This window comes from Rhodococcus rhodnii NBRC 100604 (assembly GCF_001894925.1).
Lineage (GTDB): Bacteria > Actinomycetota > Actinomycetes > Mycobacteriales > Mycobacteriaceae > Rhodococcus_F > Rhodococcus_F rhodnii.
In genome coordinates, this window is record NZ_BCXD01000027.1 from 1 (window position 1) to 17,918 (window position 17,918).

Annotated in this window: 15 protein-coding genes and 1 pseudogene; 2 read left to right on the forward strand and 14 right to left on the reverse strand. The window is 71.9% G+C overall.

Annotation, left to right across the window (positions count from 1 at the left end; all coding sequences use genetic code 11):
* Window positions 1-281, reverse strand: a pseudogene (locus RR1_RS17515) (hypothetical protein); the annotation flags it as partial.
* Between the two features lie 122 nt (window positions 282-403).
* Here RR1_RS17515 and RR1_RS17520 point away from each other — a divergent pair.
* The gene (locus RR1_RS17520; RefSeq protein WP_010837466.1) at window positions 404-1,702 is read left to right on the forward strand and encodes an FAD-dependent monooxygenase; all 1,299 of its coding nucleotides are present in this window, start codon (window positions 404-406) and stop codon (window positions 1,700-1,702) included.
* Window positions 1,703-1,711: 9 nt separating this feature from the next.
* Complete coding sequence (locus RR1_RS17525) at window positions 1,712-2,068, forward strand: DUF2568 domain-containing protein (protein WP_010837465.1); 357 nt, start codon at window positions 1,712-1,714, stop codon at window positions 2,066-2,068.
* A 31-nt stretch (window positions 2,069-2,099) separates the two neighbouring features.
* Here RR1_RS17525 and RR1_RS17530 read toward each other — a convergent pair whose 3' ends face one another.
* The 13 genes from RR1_RS17530 to RR1_RS22060 form a co-directional block, all read right to left on the reverse strand.
* Window positions 2,100-2,807, reverse strand: a complete 708-nt coding sequence (locus RR1_RS17530; RefSeq protein WP_010837464.1) for a thioesterase II family protein — start codon at window positions 2,805-2,807, stop codon at window positions 2,100-2,102.
* Entirely contained in the window at window positions 2,804-3,898 is a 1,095-nt protein-coding gene (locus RR1_RS17535; protein ID WP_010837463.1) for an alpha/beta hydrolase, read from the reverse strand. The genes RR1_RS17530 and RR1_RS17535 overlap by 4 nt, the downstream gene beginning before the upstream one ends.
* Window positions 3,886-4,593 carry a 4'-phosphopantetheinyl transferase family protein gene (locus RR1_RS17540; RefSeq protein WP_010837462.1) on the reverse strand — a complete coding sequence of 236 codons (708 nt, stop codon included), beginning with the start codon at window positions 4,591-4,593 and terminating at the stop codon, window positions 3,886-3,888. Before RR1_RS17540 ends, RR1_RS17535 begins: the two co-directional genes overlap by 13 nt.
* Complete coding sequence (locus RR1_RS17545) at window positions 4,586-5,359, reverse strand: 2-oxo acid dehydrogenase subunit E2 (RefSeq protein WP_010837461.1); 774 nt, start codon at window positions 5,357-5,359, stop codon at window positions 4,586-4,588. Before RR1_RS17545 ends, RR1_RS17540 begins: the two co-directional genes overlap by 8 nt.
* Entirely contained in the window at window positions 5,356-5,577 is a 222-nt protein-coding gene (locus RR1_RS17550) for an acyl carrier protein (RefSeq protein WP_010837460.1), read from the reverse strand. Before RR1_RS17550 ends, RR1_RS17545 begins: the two co-directional genes overlap by 4 nt.
* Window positions 5,574-7,499, reverse strand: coding sequence for an HAD-IIIC family phosphatase (locus RR1_RS17555; RefSeq protein WP_010837459.1), 1,926 nt, complete (start codon window positions 7,497-7,499; stop codon window positions 5,574-5,576). The genes RR1_RS17550 and RR1_RS17555 overlap by 4 nt, the downstream gene beginning before the upstream one ends.
* Entirely contained in the window at window positions 7,496-8,521 is a 1,026-nt protein-coding gene (locus RR1_RS17560; protein ID WP_010837458.1) for a 3-oxoacyl-ACP synthase III family protein, read from the reverse strand. Before RR1_RS17560 ends, RR1_RS17555 begins: the two co-directional genes overlap by 4 nt.
* Entirely contained in the window at window positions 8,518-11,481 is a 2,964-nt protein-coding gene (locus tag RR1_RS17565; RefSeq protein WP_010837457.1) for a type I polyketide synthase, read from the reverse strand. The genes RR1_RS17560 and RR1_RS17565 overlap by 4 nt, the downstream gene beginning before the upstream one ends.
* A 6-nt stretch (window positions 11,482-11,487) precedes the next feature.
* Window positions 11,488-11,736: an acyl carrier protein gene (locus RR1_RS17570; RefSeq protein WP_010837456.1), complete on the reverse strand. Its 249-nt coding sequence runs from the start codon at window positions 11,734-11,736 to the stop codon at window positions 11,488-11,490.
* Window positions 11,737-11,770: 34 nt separating this feature from the next.
* Window positions 11,771-13,441, reverse strand: coding sequence for an acyl-CoA dehydrogenase family protein (locus RR1_RS17575; protein ID WP_010837455.1), 1,671 nt, complete (start codon window positions 13,439-13,441; stop codon window positions 11,771-11,773).
* Entirely contained in the window at window positions 13,438-14,772 is a 1,335-nt protein-coding gene (locus RR1_RS22055; RefSeq protein ID WP_010837454.1) for an acyl-CoA dehydrogenase family protein, read from the reverse strand. Before RR1_RS22055 ends, RR1_RS17575 begins: the two co-directional genes overlap by 4 nt.
* A gap of 363 nt (window positions 14,773-15,135) precedes the next feature.
* Complete coding sequence (locus RR1_RS17585; protein WP_010837453.1) at window positions 15,136-16,866, reverse strand: fatty acyl-AMP ligase; 1,731 nt, start codon at window positions 16,864-16,866, stop codon at window positions 15,136-15,138.
* 26 nt (window positions 16,867-16,892) lie between these two features.
* A complete protein-coding gene (locus RR1_RS22060; RefSeq protein ID WP_010837452.1) occupies window positions 16,893-17,816 on the reverse strand; it encodes a PDR/VanB family oxidoreductase in 924 nt (307 codons plus the stop codon).
* Window positions 17,817-17,918: the final 102 nt, after the last annotated feature.

The window sequence follows — 17,918 nt, forward strand, 5'->3', positions numbered from 1 at the left end:
GTAAGCAGAGTGGGAAAATTCTGCGGCGCGGGACCGAGGCGCGGCGCGCCGGGCTGCAGCGTGGCGGCCCGGGAGAAGCGCTTGTCGCCGAGCACCGTCTTCACGTCGTCGTACCGGGTGGCGATGAACGCCCGATCACCCGACGGAAGATTCACCTCGGCGGTGCCGGGGGTCTCCCGGATCTCCTCGTAGAGCTCGGACACGCCGAGCGTGGACGGCCGGGGAAACGGATAGGAGTAAGGGCATTTCCGGGCTTGATCCGGAGCGTCGATTTCCGTCATGCGGCGCAGTCTAGGGCCGTTTCTCGAGCGCGGGACGGGCCTGTCATCACCTCGTGAGCAGCGAATTAGTGGCGGATTAGGAATCCGTCATAACGTCGTCCTCACATCGAGGAAGGGCATACATGACGGACGTGGATTTCCTGGTCGTGGGGGCGGGCCCCGCGGGCATGCTCACCGCGACGCTGCTGGCGCGGGCGGGCTTCGACGTGGCAGTACTGGAGAAGGCCGCAGGCTTGCGCCGATCCTTCCGCGGCGAGTCCGTCTCGCCCGACTCGGTCCGCATCCTCCGCGACCTCGGAGTGCTCGCGCAGGTGCCGGACGGCGCGATGCGCACGGTTCTCGGAACCACCATCACCGACGACGGGTCACGTGTTCTCACAGTCGATTTCGATCGGCTTCTCCCGGGACTCGAGCTTCCTGCCGAGATTCCCCAGGACACCCTCCTCGCCGCGGTGCACGCCGTCGCGTGCGCTCCGGAGACACCCGGCACGGTCGACGTACGCTTCGGCGCCAAGGTCACCGCGCTCGAATTCGACGGCGGCCGGGTGGCCGGCGTCCGATACCAGGCGGGCCGCGACGAACGGCTGATCACGGCCGGTCTGACCATCGCCGCCGACGGCCGGTACAGCACCGTTCGCGACATCGCGAATATCGAATACGACAAGAACATGCTGGCGCGCGACTTTCTCTGGATGAAAGTGACCGCGCCATCGGAATGGGATTCCGACCGTTACCACGTGCGTATCAATCGGTCCGATCACGTGGTGTGCATTCCCACGGTTCCCGATATGGTCCGGCTGGGTGTGAACATCCCGCAGGGCGGAATCCGGGACGTTCGCGAACGCGGATTCGACGCCTTCCGGGATCAGGTCGCCGCGGCGGTCCCGGAATTGTCCGACGCGTTGCGCGCCGAGGTCACCGGCTGGCGCGACACGTCGATGCTGGACATCTTCACCACCGAGGCGGAGCGGTGGAGTGTGCCCGGGCTGGTGCTGATCGGCGACGCCGCGCACACCATGACGCCCGTCCTCGCGCAGGGCGTGAACAACGCGATCGTCGACGCGCTGGTGCTGACCGACGAACTGCGCGCGGCGACGGCGCCCGGTGCCGTCGACCCGGCCACTGCCGACGCCGCAGCTCTGCGGTTCGCGGAGCTGCGCCGCCCGCACGTCGACGCGGCCAGGGCCACGCAGCTGCGCCAGGAGCACCTGTTCGAGCTCCGCGGTCTCGGTGCCGTGGTGCGGCGTCTGGTGTACCGGATCGTCGACCACCTGCCGCCCGTGCAGCGCCGGATCTGGACGCCCGTCTACTACGCGCTCACCGATGCGGCGAACCCCGCGTCGGCGGCCCTGCGCCGCTGGCTCGAGGTCGTGCCGCCGACCACAGCCGAACGGGAGCGGCGCGAGCATGACCTTGACTGAGGCTCGACCGTGACCACGGTGTACGTCTGGACCGTGAGCCTGCTGCTGTTCGTCAGCGAGGTCGTGCTCATGGGCGCGCTCGGCCACGCGGTGTGGCGCCTGGCCGGGCGGGGGCCGGTCGGCTGGGCGGCCGCGATCGGCGCGGTCGTGGTGGCCTGCGTGCTGTGGGGGCTGTTCGCGGCGCCCAAGGCCCCCGTCGACGTGGCCGCCGCCCGGTACGCCGTGAAGATCGGGCTGTACGGCGGCACCACCGCCCTGCTCGCCGTCGCCGGGGTCCGCACCTCCTGGGTGCTCGGGTTCGCAGGTTTCTCGCTGGCGATCAACGTGCTCGCGCTGCTCCCCCCGGTGGCCGACGCCGAACTCTGACCGGCCCGAGGCCGGACGCATGCCGTCGAGGTCAGGCGGGTTCCGCTGCAGCGCGGGCGATCTCGAAGACGCGGCTGCGCAGCCCCTGGGGATCCGTCTCGAAGAAGTGACCGCCCTCGCGGTACTCGATGGTGACGGGCGTGCCGAGCGCCGCCCAGCCGTCGGTCTGTTCCCGGCGAACCAGCCGGTCGCCCTCGGCACCGATCACGTGCAGCGGCACCGTCACCCGGTCGGCGACGGGATCGTGCCGGTAGCCGCCGCACATCCGCAGATCGTCGCGCAGCAGGGGCAGCATCGGCGCGAGCCACTCGCGCCGGGCCACGAGATCGGCGGGGATGCCGCCGATCTCGATCAGCAGATCGACCAGTTCGGTGTCGGTCAGCGCGTCCACGTCGATCGACGGCCGCATCCGCGGCGACCAGCTGGCCGCCACGACGAGCGCCGACGACGCGGCGAACGCCGGATCTCCCCCGATCCGCCGGGCCACGAGATAGGCGAGCAGTCCGCCCATGCTGTGGCCGTAGAGCACGTGCGGTCCCCGCAGCTCGGCAGCGTGGGTCTGCACCAGGTGCTCGACGAGCGCGGCGGTGTCGGTGTGCACACGGCGGCCGGTCAGCGGACGCGTGGCGGGAAGCTGTGCGGCCACCACCGCGAGATCCGAACCGGCGGCGTCGTTCTGCCACGACCGGAAGGTGGTACCGGCGCCGCCGGCGTGGTGGAAGCACAGGAGTGTGGTCACCGGTGGGCCCCTTCTCGATCGCCGACGAGACTGCGCTCCGAACGCCGCACCCGGAGGGCGGCCCGGGCCGCGCGACCCAGGAGGGGCCGCGGTGGGGAGGCGAACGCGGCGAGTGCGCTCATCGTGAGCAGTCGCGTGTCCAGCAGGTGCGCGGGAGATCCGTGCACGTCGTCGAAGGCGACCACCCGCACGTCGGGCAGTTCCTCGCGCAGCACGATCGGGTCTGCCGCAGGGATGATCTCGTCCCGAAGGCTGGCGACCGACGTCACCGGGATCCGCACGTCGCCGAGCTGTCCCCGGGTCAGCGCCAGCGCGGGCAGCGCCGCCGGCAGGTCGCGTTCCGCGACACCGGTGGTCACGGCCAGGGCGTCCTTCGTCGTCTGCGGGACGCGACTCCACCACTGCATGTCCTCGAAGAAGTGCCGGACCGGTGGGCCCACGGAGGCGACGCCGCCGATCCGCCGATCCGCGGCCGCCGCATGCAGTGCGACGGTGCCGCCGAAGCTCAGGGCGAGGGCGAAGGCCGCCGAGAACCGTTCGCGCGCAGCGGCGGCGTCGAGCAGCGCGCCGAACCGGGCACCGGCATCGGCCCCGTACCGAGCCGAGTTCTCCCCCACGCCCGGGAGCTCGGTCAGCAACAGCCCCATCGACATCCGCCGTGCCAGACCGGCGAGCCCGATCCACTGCTCCTTGATGCTCACGATGCCGCCGCACACCACCAGCAAGCGCGGCGCGTCGGCGGCGTCCGGCGCGGGGAGGTGCCAGGCAGCGGTGCCGTCCACCTCGATCCGGGCGGCGCCCCGGCGGGCGAGCAGGTCCGCCGCGAGATCGACGCAACGGCGGTGCGCCGCACGACCGTCCGGGGTGTGCGGGAAGGGAAAGCGGGCCAGGTTGTACCGGGCCACTGCGTCCGGGGTGCGGCCGGCGGCGGCGCTCCGCCGGGCGTCCTCCGCCCACACCGTGGACCAGCCGGTGGGGCCGTCGTCGAGGGTGTCGATGCGGGCGAGCACGCGCTCGGTGGCCGCGACCGAGAGGCCCTGGGCGCGGCTGTGCAGGCGTACCAGCTCGGCGCGCTCGGTCAGTTCGTGCACGAGAGGTCCTCCTCGCTGCGGCGAGCGATCGCCACGTGGTGGCCGTCGCCGGGTGCGGTGTACACCCGCCAGCGTTCGCCGCGGGGCGCGTGCACGGTGCGGCGTTCCGGATCGGTGCGCAGCGACGGGAACGCGGTGGCGAGGCCGGTGCCCATCGCCTTGGTGGTGGCCTCCTTCCACGTCCACACCTCGAGCAGCATGCGGTTGCGGCCGGCGTGACCGCAGCGGTGATAGCGGCGCAACTCGTCGGGATGACAGATCGCGCCGGCGAAGCCGCCGTGGTCCAGTCGGCGCCGCGCCGCCTCGATGTCGACCCCGACGCGTCCGCGTGTGCTGACCGCGACCACGACCGCGTCGCCGGTGTGCGAGAGATTCGCGTCGGCCACCGCGGCGACGCCGTCGCGGGTCACGAAGAGGGGCCTGCCGGCCCGGTCCCGGCGGAGCGCGATGTCGTCCACGTCCACGCCGGCGACCCCGGCCACCGCGGCCTTCGCGAATCGGCGAGTGGCGGCGAACCGGGCGCGGAAGGATTCGGACGTCGATGCCGCCCATCGCGGGTAGTCGCAGTCCAGCAGCCGCACGAGTGCGCGGTGCGACGCCGGCGGAGCGGCCACGTCCCGGATGTCGGTACGCGCCAGGAACAGGTCGTCGGCAATCGGCACCGCGGCAGCGAAAGGCAGGGCGGCGTCACGCACGACAACCTCCGTGCGCCAGCAGATCCGCGAGAGTGGTGAGCACGTCGGCGGCCGCGGCACCGTCGAGGGCGCGGTGGTCGAACGTCAGGCTCAGCGGCAGCACGGGCCGCACCGCCACCTCGTGTCCGGCACCGGTCGCGACCGCCACCGGGCGTTGCCGCACGGCACCGAGCCCGACGGTGACGGCGGTGCCGCCGTCGGAATGGAAAGCGGTGACGTCGGCGTGGCCCAGGCTCGAGAGCGCGACGGTGCCGAGCGTGGCGGGACGCCGGTCCAGCCGTGTCGCCACGGCGAAGGCGACGCCGCCCAGGAACGGCGGAAGCCGGTCCAGCAGTCGCGATCCCGCCAACTCGTCGAGCTCGGCGGCCGGGGTGTCGCGCAGCCGGTCGACTCGATCCTGGATCTCGTCGAGGGTGGCCGCCTCGACGTCCGGGAACACGGCGGACGCCACGTGCCGCACGCCCCCGTCGGTCTTGTCCAGCGCGAGTTTGACGTCGACCGTCGCGAACCGGGCCAGGCGGGGCGCGAACCACGGCCCGCCGATCGCGACGTTGGCCTCGGGGTGCTTCGCCAGGGTGGCGCCGAGCGCGGCGACGACGTAGGTGACGTACGAGTACCGCCGCGACGCCGCCGCCCGCCGTTCCAGCAGCTCCGAGACGTCCACCTCGGTGGCGAGGTGGACGGGGGCGTCACCGCGGATCGCCCGCAGGAAGGCCAGGGTGTGTCGCCGGCGGGCGGGGACGGGTCCGATCACGGTCTCGGTCATGCCGCGACGGCCTGCCGGATGTCGTCGAGGGTGCGAGCGTCGAGCAGCGCCGACACCACCACCGAAGCGCCGGTGCGTTCCTCGATCGCGGTGACCAGCTTCAGCAGGTACACCGAGTCCCAGTCGGGCACGTCGTCGAGCGGCACGGTCAGATCGGCGACGGCGATGTCGAGGCCGATCTCGTCGACGACCAGTTCGTGGAATTCTTCGGCGTTCACGGCGTCTGCCTCTCGGTGTTCACGGTCAGGTGCGGGATCGGATCGGGAAGGGTCGCGAGGGTGCGACGGAAGACGGTGCGGCCCCCGATGCGGGTGGTCTCGTCGTCGCCGTCCACGGCGAATCCCGAGGCGGCGAAGAAACCGACCGCGCGCTCGTTCTTCGCGGTCCGGACGAACGTGCCGACGGCGACCCGGGCGCCCCGCTGGGCGCCCTCGGCGAGCGCGGCGCGCAGCACGGCCGATTCCACCCCGCGGCCGAGCACCCGGCACGACATCGCGAAGTTCACGATGCGGAACTCACCGCCTGCGATCTCGGCGAACAGCGCACCGACCAGCCCGTGATCGCCGAACCGGTCGGTGCAGCGGACCGTCGTGACGAGGGTGTTCGGACGACAGGCGAAGGCCCGCACGGCATCCGAGTCCATCCGGTGCGTGGTGAGGTTGTACTGGTTGGTGCGCAGCGTGAGCTGCGAGAGACGATCGACGTCGGTGTCCTCGGCAGCGGCCACGACGACCTCGGTGCGCAGCCCGGCGAGGTAGTCCTCGACGGCGCCCACCGACTGCCGGAAGCTGGTCCGGTCCGCCTCGGCGCGATACCGCGCGGGGCGATGGCGGTCCTCGTCGGTGATCCGCAGGGTGGTGAAGGCCCCGTCCCGCAGCAGCGCGGGCACGGTGAGCGAGGGATCGTCGGGATCGGCCGCCACCGTGCGCACGTGGGGGTGATGCGCACGCACGGCCCCCCGCTCGGACGGGTTGTCGTCGACGAAGACCAGTGACTCGAGTCCGATGCCGAGCGTCGCCGCGATGCCGGCGATGTTGCCCGGCTTCGGATTCCAGTCCGCGGCCACCACCGCGAAGTCCTGCTCGCTCACCCGCACCCCGGGGTGCTCGGCCAGCGCGGCGCGGACCGCGGCGCCGTCGTTCTTTGATGCGATCGCCAGCACCACGCCCTGCGCGGACAACTGCCGCGCAGCGTCCTGCACCCAGGCGAAGGCCTCGCCCAGCCGGCCCTCGCCGCTCACCACGCCGCGCGGGCCGTCGTCGGCGAGTACACCGCCCCAGGTGGTTCCGTCGAGGTCGAGCACGAGGCACTTGGCCGTCCTGCCCTGCAGTGCGGCCACCGCAGCGGCGACCTGCCGGGCGTACCCCAGCAGCAGCGGCTCGGTGAACAGCGTCCGGGTGTACGCGGCGAGACGCGGATCGGTCGCCGTCGCCGGCGCGTAGGAAGCGATCTGCCCCAGATCCACCGCGATCAGTCCCGGGACGGTCTCCGTCGCGTCCAGCAGCCGTGCGTTGGCGCGATGCCAGGCAGCCGAGAGTCGGGCGCGGCCCGGGAGATCGAGCAGCAGCGCCGAGCGCTCGGGCGGCAACAGCAGGGTGGGCACGATCACCGGCGTCGACGAGCGCGCGCGGAACGCACGGATAGCGTCGAGGAGCTGATCGACCGTCTCGTCCAGTGCGGCGACGGCCGAATCGGTCGTGAACGGCACCGGGGCGTACCGGAACACCGCGTCGCCGTCCGGAAGCAGCACCACCGCGGTCGGATCGTCGGCGAGCGACGGGCTGTCCGGGGTGAGCAACTCGGCGATCATGCCGTCGTGATCGCCGAGGGTGACGCGTCCCGCGATCCCGCGCGAGGCGAGGGCGCCGAGCAGCGGCGCCTGCAGCGGACCCGTCGTGGACGTGCCCAGGACCGCGAGCCGCGCGGTGGTCACCGCCGGATCGACATCACCCAGTTCGAGATGGCGGAGCACGGTGCCGGTGCGGATCACGTCGTCGTCACCGGCCTCCGCGAGCAGCGGCACCAGATCCGCGAATCCGGCAGCAAGAGCCTGCCGCCCGCCGACCGGCGGCTGCTTGCGCATCGCCCGCGCCGCAGCGGGTGCGCTCGGCTCGCGGCCGGTGTCGACCGTTGCGGTCACGACGCCCCTTCCAGGACCATGCCGCCCTCGATCCACTTGCTGGACTCGATGGTCACGACCGCCGCACGCTCACCCGGCCGGATCTCGTTCGCGAGTGCGTCGATCTGCAGGAACGGCAGCGCATTTCCGTTGTTGCCGGTATCGGCCACGACCGAGATCTCACGGGTGCCCGCGGCGGGCGCCATCTGCTGCACGACCCGTGTCGTCATCCGGCCGCTCAGCTGCGGCGGCAGCAGGTACTCCACGTCGTCGGCGGCGAGCCCTGCCGCTGCGACGACGTCGCCGAGCACGTCCCGGGACAGGGACGGCACCCACTGCTCGATGGCCTTGTAGTCCTCGTCGAGCGCGGGCCCGTCCAGGTGCCGATCGGCGAGCCCGAACCACTCGATCTGCTGCGCGGGAGCCCGGCCCAGCCCGGCGAACCGGTTGATCAGCGAGCGCATCGTGAGCTGCGCCCCGTCGTCGTCGTGCGAGAGCACCGCGGCTCCCGCGCCGTCGCCGAACAGGACGAAGTTGATCAGTTCGGACGGCGACATCGCGGTGCTGGCATCACGATCGATCCGCAGGTGCTTGGCGCACACGTCGGCACCGATCACCAGACCCAGCTGTCGCTCGTCGTCGAGCATGCGGATGCCCAGATCGAACGCGGCGATCGCGCCGGAACACCCGGACTGCAGCTGGAACGTCGGGATGCGGTCGAGCCCCAGCGCATCGGCGACCAGGTTCGCCGTGGTCGGCATGAGGTGGTCCGGCGTCGCGGTACCCAGCACCAGGAAGCCGATGTCGGCGGCAGTCACATCGGCCCGGCTCATCGCCTGCCGAGCCGCGTCGGTCGCCATGTCCGTGAGGCTGTGCGTCTGCCGGCCGGTGTCGAGGTCGACGGCGAAGTGCCGGGTCCTGGTGCCGACGAACAGGTCGATCCACTCGGGCTGGGCGCCGATCACCTCACACAACGCGGCGTTGTCGATCGGATCGCCGGGCAGCGCGGTGCCGGTTGCCAGGATGTGCGTGGGGCGGTTCATGCTCCCTCTCTTCGGGCTGAGGTGACGGCGAGCTGGGTGAGGACGAGCCGCGTGAGATCGCCGACGGTGTGGCTGTCGGCCATCGCGACCGGGTCGATCTCCGGGATGCCGAGTTCCGCGACGATGCGGTCGGCGAACTGCATCGCCTGCACCGAGTCGAAGCCGAGGTCGTCGCGAAGATCGGCGGTGGGGCGGAGCGCATCGGTCCGATGCCCGCCGACATCGGCGAGCACCCGGACCACGGCGTACCGAACGGCGTCGGTCGTCTCGTCCCCGCTCACAGCGGTCCGATCGACTACCTGCGGCGCGGCAGAGATCGGGGTCGCGGTCGCGACGACGGAACCGGTTCGGCCGGTGGTGGCAGCGGAGGCGAACCAGCGCTCGTCGTCGGCGAAGGCGTACGCCGGGATACGGCCGAGCACCCGGTTGCGCTCGCCGTACAGCGGCGCGAAGTCGACCTCGACGCCGCTCTGCCACAGCTGCGCGAGTGCACCGGCGAAATCGATTCCGGTGGCCGAGGAGCCCGGGACGGGCGCGACGCGCAGCGCACCGGGAACCAGGTCGGCCGCTGCGATCAGGCCGAGCAGCGTCGCCTGCGGGCCGATCTCCACGACATGCGTCGTTCCCGATTCGGCCAGTGTCCGTGTGCCGGCGTGGAAGGCGACCCCGGCGAGGAGCTGGCGCCGCCAGTAGTCACCCGTGACCGACTCGGCTGCGGTCACGGCACCGTCCAGGGTCGACACGAAGACGGGGCTTTTCGGCTCCGGGGTCGCGGGCACCGGTGCGCGCGTTGCCAGTTCGTCGGCCGCGGGCTCCATCGCGGCGGAGTGGAACGCGTGCGAGACCACCAGTCGGCGGACCTTCACATCGCGTTCGGTGAGCTGGTCGGCGACGGCCTCGATCTCCTCGGTGGGGCCCGAGAAGACAACGCTCTCCGGTCCGTTGACGGCGGCGAGCGACACTGCGCCGGTGGCGAACTCGGCCGCATCGTCGGCGGCGAGGCGAGCGGCCAGCATCGTGCCGCCGGCCGGCAACGCGCCCATGTGCTCGCCGCGCAGCACCACCAGTGCGGCGGCGTCGGCAACCGACAGGATGCCCGCGGCCACGCAGGCCGCGATCTCGCCGACGCTGTGTCCCAGCACCGCGGTGGGCCGGACGCCGTGCGCTGCGAAGGCCTCGGTCAACGCGAGCTGCACCGCGAACAGGGCGGGCTGGGCGACGGCCGTGTCGTCGAGCGGGCGGCCGCGGTGGTCGACGCCCGATTCGATCGCCGCGAGGATCGATCCGCCGAAGGCGGGTGCCAGGAGTGCGTCGGCGCGGTCGAGCGCCGCAGCGAACGCGGGGACGTCGGCGCGCAGCGCGAGGGCCATCGACCGGTACTGCGAACCCTGGCCGGTGAAGACGAACGCGATGCGTGGTCGCCGACTGCGCGCGGGCCGCCCTTCGTGCCGGGCGAGCCGGTGCCGGGCCACCTCGGCCTCGGCGCGGGCCTCCTCGACGGTGTGCGCGACCAGCGCGAGCCGCTGTACGCCGGCCGCTTTGACCCGGTTCGACGAATAGCAGTAGCGAGCCCAGTGATCACCACTGCCGAAGCCGTCGACGAGTGCGGTCAGGTTGCGCTCGAGCGCGGCACCGTCGTTGCCCGACAGGGTGAGCACGCCGAGGCCACCGGGCCGAGCCGGGCGCCGCTTCCGGGGGACCGAGCCGATCACGACATGGGTGTCGGTGCCACCCAGACCGAAGCTGCTGACACCACCGAGAACATCACCGGACGAGAGCTTCTCGGCCGAGGCGGCGAGCCGCAACCCACGTCCGGCCAAGCCGAGCGCGGGATTCTCGTCGTCGCCGAACAGGCTGGGCGGCACGGTGCGGTGATACACGGCCAGGCTCGCCTTGATGAACCCGGCGATCCCCGCAGCGCCCTCGGCATGGCCGATGTTGCCCTTCACCGAGCCGATCACGAGTGGGGCGCGGCCGCCCCGCTGCCCGCACACGGCGCCGAGAGCCTGCACCTCGATGAGATCACCCAGCGCGGTGCCGGTGCCGTGCGCCTCCACGAAATCGAGTTCGGCACCGTCGATCCCGGCGCTGCGCAGCGCACGAGAGACCGCGCGCTCCTGACCGCGCCGACTGGGCGCGGTGATCCCGTTGCTGCGCCCGTCCTGGCACACGTGGCTGCCGCGAATCGCGGCATAGGGCGCGGGAGCATCGTCCGGACGGTCCTCGGCGCGACGCAGCACCACCACACCCACGCCCTCGCCGCGCCCGATGCCACCGCCCGATCCGGCGAACGGCCGGCAGCGGCCGTCCTCGGCGGAGAGCCCGGCCTGCGTGTAGAAGATGGACAGCGCGGGCGTCAGCATCAGGTTCACGCCGGCCACGATCGCGAGATCGCATTCGCCCGCGCGCAGGGCGTTCGAGGCGAGGTGGATCGCGGTGAGCGAGGAGGAGCAGGCGGTGTCCACCGACATGCTCGGGCCCACGAGGTCGAGGGCGTACGAGACACGATTGGCCAGCATGCAATAGCCGTTGCCGACGCCGCGCTGCGGTGTCATCCCCGCGTAGTCGGTCAGGTGCAGCGCGCCCCAGTCGCTCGACATGACGCCGACGAAGACGCCCGTCGCCGAGCCGTGGAGTCGCCGCGGATCGATTCCGGCGTCCTCGAGGGCGTGATACGCGCTCTGGAGGACCAGCCGCTGCTGGATGTCGAGGGCAGCGGCCTCGACCGGCGCGATGCCGAAGAAGGCGTGATCGAACCGTTCGGGTGCCTCGATGAAACCGGCACGCCGCGTGTTGGCCTTGCCGGGAACCTGCGTGGCGGACGAGAACTCGCCGACCGGCCAGCGATCCGCCGGGACCTCGCGGATGCCGTGGCGTCCGTGGATCAGCAGGTCCCAGTACGCATCCAGATCGGGTGCGCCGGGGAGCCGGCACGCCATGCCGGCGACGTCGATCTCCATTGCTGCCTAGACCCCGGAGCCGAGCAGGGTCTCGAGATGATCGGACATCGCGTTGACGGTCGGGTGGTCCCACGCGAGCGTCGGCTCGACCACGAGGCCGAACTCGTCCTCGATCTCGCCGCACAGGGTCACCGCGTACACGGAGTCGAGGCCGTAGTCGGCCAGGCTGCGGTCGCGGTCGACGGACTCGGGTGTGACGGACAGGTACCCGGCGATCTTCTCGGCGAGCCAGTCGTCCAGGGCGGGTGCGGTCATGAGGATTCTCCTTGGCTGAGTGTCGGTTCGGGGACTAGAGGGCGGGCATGGACCGGCAGACCGGGCGCCCGTCGCGCAACAGCGACCGGCCGTCGTCGAGGTGCCGGCCGATGCGGTCGGCCACGACCGCGACATCGGCGGGTGCGACGGCGGGACGGGCACGGCGGTGGTTGTGCACCGCGGCGAGCGCGATCCGTACCCAGGCATCGGCGAACGGGGACCGATCGCGCTCGCGGGCCGCGAGTGCAGCACCGGCGACGAAGGTGATCGCGTACTCGTGGGCCACGTCGAAGGCCTCGGCGGGTGCGGCGACGCCGAGCGCCGACGCGGGCAGCGCCGCCGCTGCGGCCCGCAGCCGGTCGAGCCGCTCCGCTGCCTCGGCCGCCGGATCGGCCCCCTCGGGTCCGGTGAGCGGCGATGCGTGCGGGATCGCGGAGATCACGGGGTCCGGAGATCCGGTGCGCAGCGACAACCGTGAGAGGTCCAGGTGGCCCAGATCGTCCGGCCGGGCCGCGACGGGAGTACCCGCGTCCTCGCGGAGCAGTTGCCGGATCTGCGGTAGCAGGGAGAGCAGGCACGAGGTGCTCCCGGCGTGCCCGATGCCCACCGGTGCCAGATCGCGGTAGTGCTTGCCGAACACCGCGAACGGCCCGGTGCGCAGATAGAACCGCGCGCCGAGCACGACGGCCAGATGCTCCATCGCCGATTCCAGCAGAAGCGGCGCGGCGTACTTCACCGCCGCCGCCCGGGCCCCCGCGGCTTCCGGAGCGGTGTGCAGCGACGCGGCCGCCTCGTCGACGGCGGCCTCGACCGCGAGCAACAACGACTGGGCGATCGCGAGATTCGTTCGAGCGTGCGCGATCTCATCGACGGGCCGGCCGAACACCACACGCTGCCGCGCGAAGGACGCGGTGGTGTGCAACGCGAGATCCACGGGCCCCAGTCCCGCGGAGGCCATCACCACGCGGCTCACCTGAAACGACTTCAGGGCGATCTCGATTCCCTTGCCCTCCGCGCCGATCAGCGCGGACTCCGCCACCGGATGCGCGTCGAAGGCGAATCCGCCGAGCTGCACACTGTCGAGCGCGGTGGTGCGGAACCGGTCGAGCCGGGTCGCGGTGCTCGCGGCCTCGTCGAGGTCGACGTAGAACAGGGAGTGGCTGCGGCCGGGCTTCTCGGACGTGCGCGCGAAGACCACCGCGGCAGCCGCCCGTGCCGCGTTGTTGACGACCTCCTTGCGGCCGGTGAGCGCGTATCCGCTCGCGGTGCGGTCCGCACGAAGATCGTTGGACGCGAGGTCGTTTCCGTGGTCGAGCTCGTGGTACGCCACCGAGACGGGGTGACCCGCGAGCACCACACCGGCGACCCGGCGCCGCAGCTCGTCGTCGCCGCTGTGCCACACGTTGAGCGCGGCCATCAGCGTGGTCACCCCGAATCCCAGTCCCAGTCCGGCATCCCGGGCGAACACGGGTTGCAGCGCGGCGATCAGATCGGGCACGGAGTCCAGTGCGCCACCGAGCTCGGTGGGCACGAACAGCCGCTGCACGCCGAGATCACGGAGCAGCGCATGGGCGGATGCCAGTGGCACGCCCGCGGCGTCGGCCGCGAGGATCGCGTCCATCCCGAACGGATTCCCCGCGTCGAACGGGTCGCCCAGCGCCTCGTCGAGGACGGCGGGCGTGAGGGGTGCGGCGACGGCGGTCATGCGGTCTCTCCGTTCGGGGCGTACAGGCCGAAGCCGCGGTCCGCCGCGTTGCGGTGGCGCAGATGGGCGACGGCGTCGTCGTGCACGGCGGCGGGGCAGGTGGTCGGTGCCGACGGGTCGACGGCTGCGAGCGCGCGGGTGAGCGCGAGCCGCAGCCACAGGGCGTTCGCGGCCAGCGCGGGATCGATCGCGCCGGAGTGGGCGAGGTGCACGTGCACCGCCGCCGCACCGGCGATCGCGGCCGCGAGCCGTTCCGCCACGGCGAAGTTGGCATCGGGCATGTCGGCGGGGTTCCGCTCCGCGCGGGCGGCGTCGTCGAGTACCCGGCGGGCCGCGCCGGCCAGCCGGTGGCCCAACGCCGCGACCTCGTCCGGAACACCGGACCCCGCGAGCTGCTCGACGGCGTTCGGCAGCATGCGCAGGATCGTCGAACCGGTGCGGCTGAGCAGCGAGAGCCTCGACAGATCGGCGGGCTCGGCCTCACCCACGATCCGGACGGAGTCGGCCGGGAGACCGGTGCGGTCCAGCATCGGGAACTGCGCGATCAGCGAGGTCAGGTTGACCACCGTGTTGCCGTCGAACAGCGAGACGATCCGGTGATCGCGCTCGGTACGGGTCAGCGGCGGCGCGTCGGCGTGGTCGGGATCGAGGATCGCCCGCGCGCCGACGAAGCCGCGCAGCGCCGCGAGGAGCGCCTCGGTGCGCGTGGGCACGAGGAACTTCGCCGCGGCGGCGTGCACCGACAGCTCGCCGGGCAGCGAATGGACGGAGCGCAGCACCGCCAGCGTCGTGGCCTCGTTGAGCAGATGATCGGCGAACGCGTCGGCGAGCACGCGACGTGCCTGCGGCAGGTCGACGAGCGAACGCCCGTACAGCACTCGGGATTCCGCGAATCCGACGGCGGTGTGCAGGGCACGGTCCGCCGCACCGAGGGAGAGGCTGCAGCACAGCGCGCGGGTCAGCTGCAGGGCCTTCATGACGTTCTCGAGCCCGCGGCCCGGTGCGCTGATCACGTCGCCGGCGGTGATCGGGGCGTCCAGGAACTCGATCCCGGAGATGTCGGCGCCGCGGATGCCGTGGGTCCGTTCCTTGGGCAGGGAACGGTAGGCGGGCTCGCCGCTTTCGGTGACGGCCACCGACTTCTCCACGAGCACCAGGTCGAATCCGCGGGGGCCGCCCTCCGGCGCGGTGCGCGCGATCGCCACCACGGCACCGCCGCGGGTGGCGTTGTTGATCAGCCACTTCGTTCCGGTGAGGGCCCCCGCCTCGAGCGCGACGTCGCCGGCCAGCAGATCCGAACCGTGTGCGCGCTCCGTCAGGCCCCAGCTCACCGGCGCGCACGAGCTCCGAGATCCGGGCGCGCTGCTCGGGTGCCGCGCCGATCCACGCCGTCGCCGCACCGAGAAAGGTCTTGCCGTGCGCCACGGCCAGGGTCACGTTGCGTCGCGCCAGCGCACGGATGATCCAGGACAGTTCGACGTAGTCGGTGAGCCGGCCGCCGTCTCCTGCGGGAACGTAGTGCTCGGCCAGACCGAGCTCGTCGAGGACACGCACCGCGTCGTCCGGGAAGCCGTCGATCCGGTCGAGTGCGCCGAGCGCGTCGAACCCGAGTGGGTTCGACGGATCGCGCGCGTCGCCGAGGGCGTCCTCGACTGCCTCGACGGCCGGGAACCGGGCCGCCACGATCGAGCGCGTCACCGAGCCACCTCCGGCTGCGATGCCTGCTCCAGCCGGGCGATGGTGCCGGCTTCGTGTGCAGCGCGCATGTGGGTGCGGCGGATCTTGCCGCTCGTGGTGCGGGCCACCACGCCCTTGGCCACCAGCACGAGTTCGGTGAGAGGGACGGAGAACTCGGCGAAGACGGCCGACCTGACGGCCGCGGTCACGTCGTCGAGCGTGGCGTCGCCGAGGTGCTCCGGGCGCAGCTCGTGCACGAGCACAAGGCGCTCGGGGGAGCCGACGGCGAAAGCCGCGCCCACGCCCCGGGCCAGCGCGGGTGCTGCGGCCCTGGCGGCCGCCTCGATGTCGTGCGCGTACAGGTTGCGCCCGTTGACGATGATCACGTCCTTCGTGCGTCCGGTGACGAACAGCTCGCCATCCACGGACGCGCCGAGGTCCCCGGTGCGGAGCCAGCCGCCCGTGCCGCCCACCGGTGTGGCGTCGAAGGTGGCGGCCGAGAGCTCGGGCATGTTCCAGTAGCCGGCGGCCACGCCGCCGCCGCGCACCCAGATCTCGCCGACCCGGCCGTCGGCCGCCGGGACACCGTCCTCGTCCACGACCAGCACCTCGAGCCGCCGCGGGTGTCCGCTGCCCACCAGTACCCGGGCGTGTGGGCTGTCCGCGGGCACCGGGGCGATGCGGTTCGCCGCGAGCTCGTCGGCGTCGACCACCGTGCGCACGGCGGGGCTCGACGGCGTGGTGCCCGTGACGAAGAGCGTGGCCTCGGCCAGCCCGTAGACCGGCATCACCGCGTGCTCGTGCAGGCCCCGCGGTGCGAGCAGAGCGGTGAACCGCGCGATCGACTCCCACTGGACGGGCTCGGAGCCGTTGAGGATGGACCGCACCGTCGAGAGGTCGAGTCCCGCGAGATCGTCGGCCGAGCACCGCCGCGCCACGAGATCGAAGGCGAAGTTCGGCGCCACCGACACGGTGGCGCGGTACGCCGACAGTGCCCGAATCCAGGTGACGGGCCGCTTGACGAAGGTGATCGGGGAGAGGAAGCGGCCGGTTCCCCCCTGGAACAGCGGATGCAGCAACATCCCGATCAGTCCCATGTCGTGGAACTGCGGGAGCCAGCTCACCATGGACATCGAGGCGTCCGTCTCCAGCGCGAGACCGATCTCGACCTCGTTGTCGACGAGGTTGCCGTGGGTGACGACGACACCCTTGGGCGCGCTCGTGGATCCGGACGTGTACTGCAGGAAGGCGGGTGCGGCGGCGTCGGCGGCGACGGGCGTGAAGGCCGCGCCTACGGCGAGATCGAGACCGTCGGTGACGAGGGTGGGCACCGGGCTGGGCAGCGTCCGTGCCCAGCCGTCGACGATCGGGGCGATCGACGACTCGGTGAGCACCACCCGGGCGCCGGAGTCGCTGACGATGCCGGCCAGCCGATCCTGAGCCTTGTCGCGGCCGTCGGGCAGGGGCGCGGGCACCGCGACGACGCCGGCGGCCAGGCACCCCAGGAAGGCTGCCACGAACGGCAGGCCGGGCGGATAGAGCAGCATCGCCCGCTCGCCCTCCGCCATCTCCTCACGCAGTCGCGCGGCCACGGAACGACTGCGCGCGATCAGTTCGCCGTACGTCCATTCCTCGGCGGCCAGCGCGGAGCCGTCCTCGGTGAGATACCCCAGAGCGATCTGCTCGGGCCGGACTTCGGACCGTTCCGCGACGACATGGAAATAGTCGGTGAAAGTTTCTCCGGGCACGATGAGGGATTCCTTTTCTGGCCGAGTCAGAGTTCGATGGCGAGCACGCCGGGCGCGCGGGAGACACACGGGATGATCGTGTCGCCCGCGCGGCGCTCGGATTCTCCGAGGACGTGATCGCGGTGGTCGATGTCTCCGCGGAGGACCGGGATTTCGCAGGTTCCGCAGGTGCCTTCCTCGCACGAGGAAGGAAGGTCGTATCCCCGATCGCGGAGCGTGTCCAGCAGGGTGGATTCCGCGGCCACGGGAATGGGATCACCGCGTTCGCCGATCGTCACGAAGAATTCGGCGCCCGCGGTGTCGGTATCGGCGCGGAAGAGCTCCGAATACACCGTCCGGCCGTTCGCCGCGCCCCGCACCGCGTCGATCAGGCCGGCCGGTCCGCAGCAGTACACGGGATCCTCGTCCGGCCGTGCGGCGAGCGCCGCGGCGACGTCGATCGGGCCGTCCACGTCGTCTCCGGTGACGACCGCCGCGAACCGGGGATGCCCGGTCAGGCCGGTGATCCGGTCCAGGAAGGCCATGTGCGCGCGGTCGCGGCCGCCGTAGTGCAGATCGACCTCCAGACCGCGGCCGAGCGCCTCGTCGATCATGGGCAGGATCGGGGTGATGCCGATGCCGCCGGCGACGAAGGTGACCGGCCGCGGGGCGAAGACGAAATCGTTCGCCAGCGACCCGAGTGGCAGCCGATCGCCCACCCGGACGCGGGTGTGCAGGTATTCCGATCCGCCGCGACTGTGCGGGTCGCGGAGCACCGCGATTCTGCACCGGTCACCGGAGCCGTCGATCAGGGAATACTGCCGTCGGAATTCACCCACCTCGAGGGCGATGTGCGCGCCCGGTTCCCATTCCGGAAACGGCGTGCCGTCGGTGGTGGCGAATTCGAGGGTGCGCACATCGACAGCGACGTCGTCGATGGCGACCACCTGCAGTTCGGTCGGGATTCGCACGTGCCTCCGTCGATAGTCGTTCCGTCGGCCGTCAGCATCGCGTGGGCGCCTAACACTCGCCTTACACCGAACTCATCGGCAGGCTGTGCGAATGCCCGAGTC

What these genes read in the sequence shown, in the direction of transcription:
- RR1_RS17575 (WP_010837455.1), bottom strand. Translation starts at nt 13,441, where the DNA reads ATGACCGCCGTCGCCGCACCCCTCACGCCCGCCGTCCTCGACGAGGCG.
- RR1_RS17565 (WP_010837457.1), bottom strand. Translation starts at nt 11,481, where the DNA reads ATGGAGATCGACGTCGCCGGCATGGCGTGCCGGCTCCCCGGCGCACCC.
- RR1_RS17560 (WP_010837458.1), bottom strand. Translation starts at nt 8,521, where the DNA reads ATGAACCGCCCCACGCACATCCTGGCAACCGGCACCGCGCTGCCCGGC.
- RR1_RS17570 (WP_010837456.1), bottom strand. Translation starts at nt 11,736, where the DNA reads ATGACCGCACCCGCCCTGGACGACTGGCTCGCCGAGAAGATCGCCGGG.
- RR1_RS17520 (WP_010837466.1), top strand. Translation starts at nt 404, where the DNA reads ATGACGGACGTGGATTTCCTGGTCGTGGGGGCGGGCCCCGCGGGCATG.
- RR1_RS17545 (WP_010837461.1), bottom strand. Translation starts at nt 5,359, where the DNA reads ATGACCGAGACCGTGATCGGACCCGTCCCCGCCCGCCGGCGACACACC.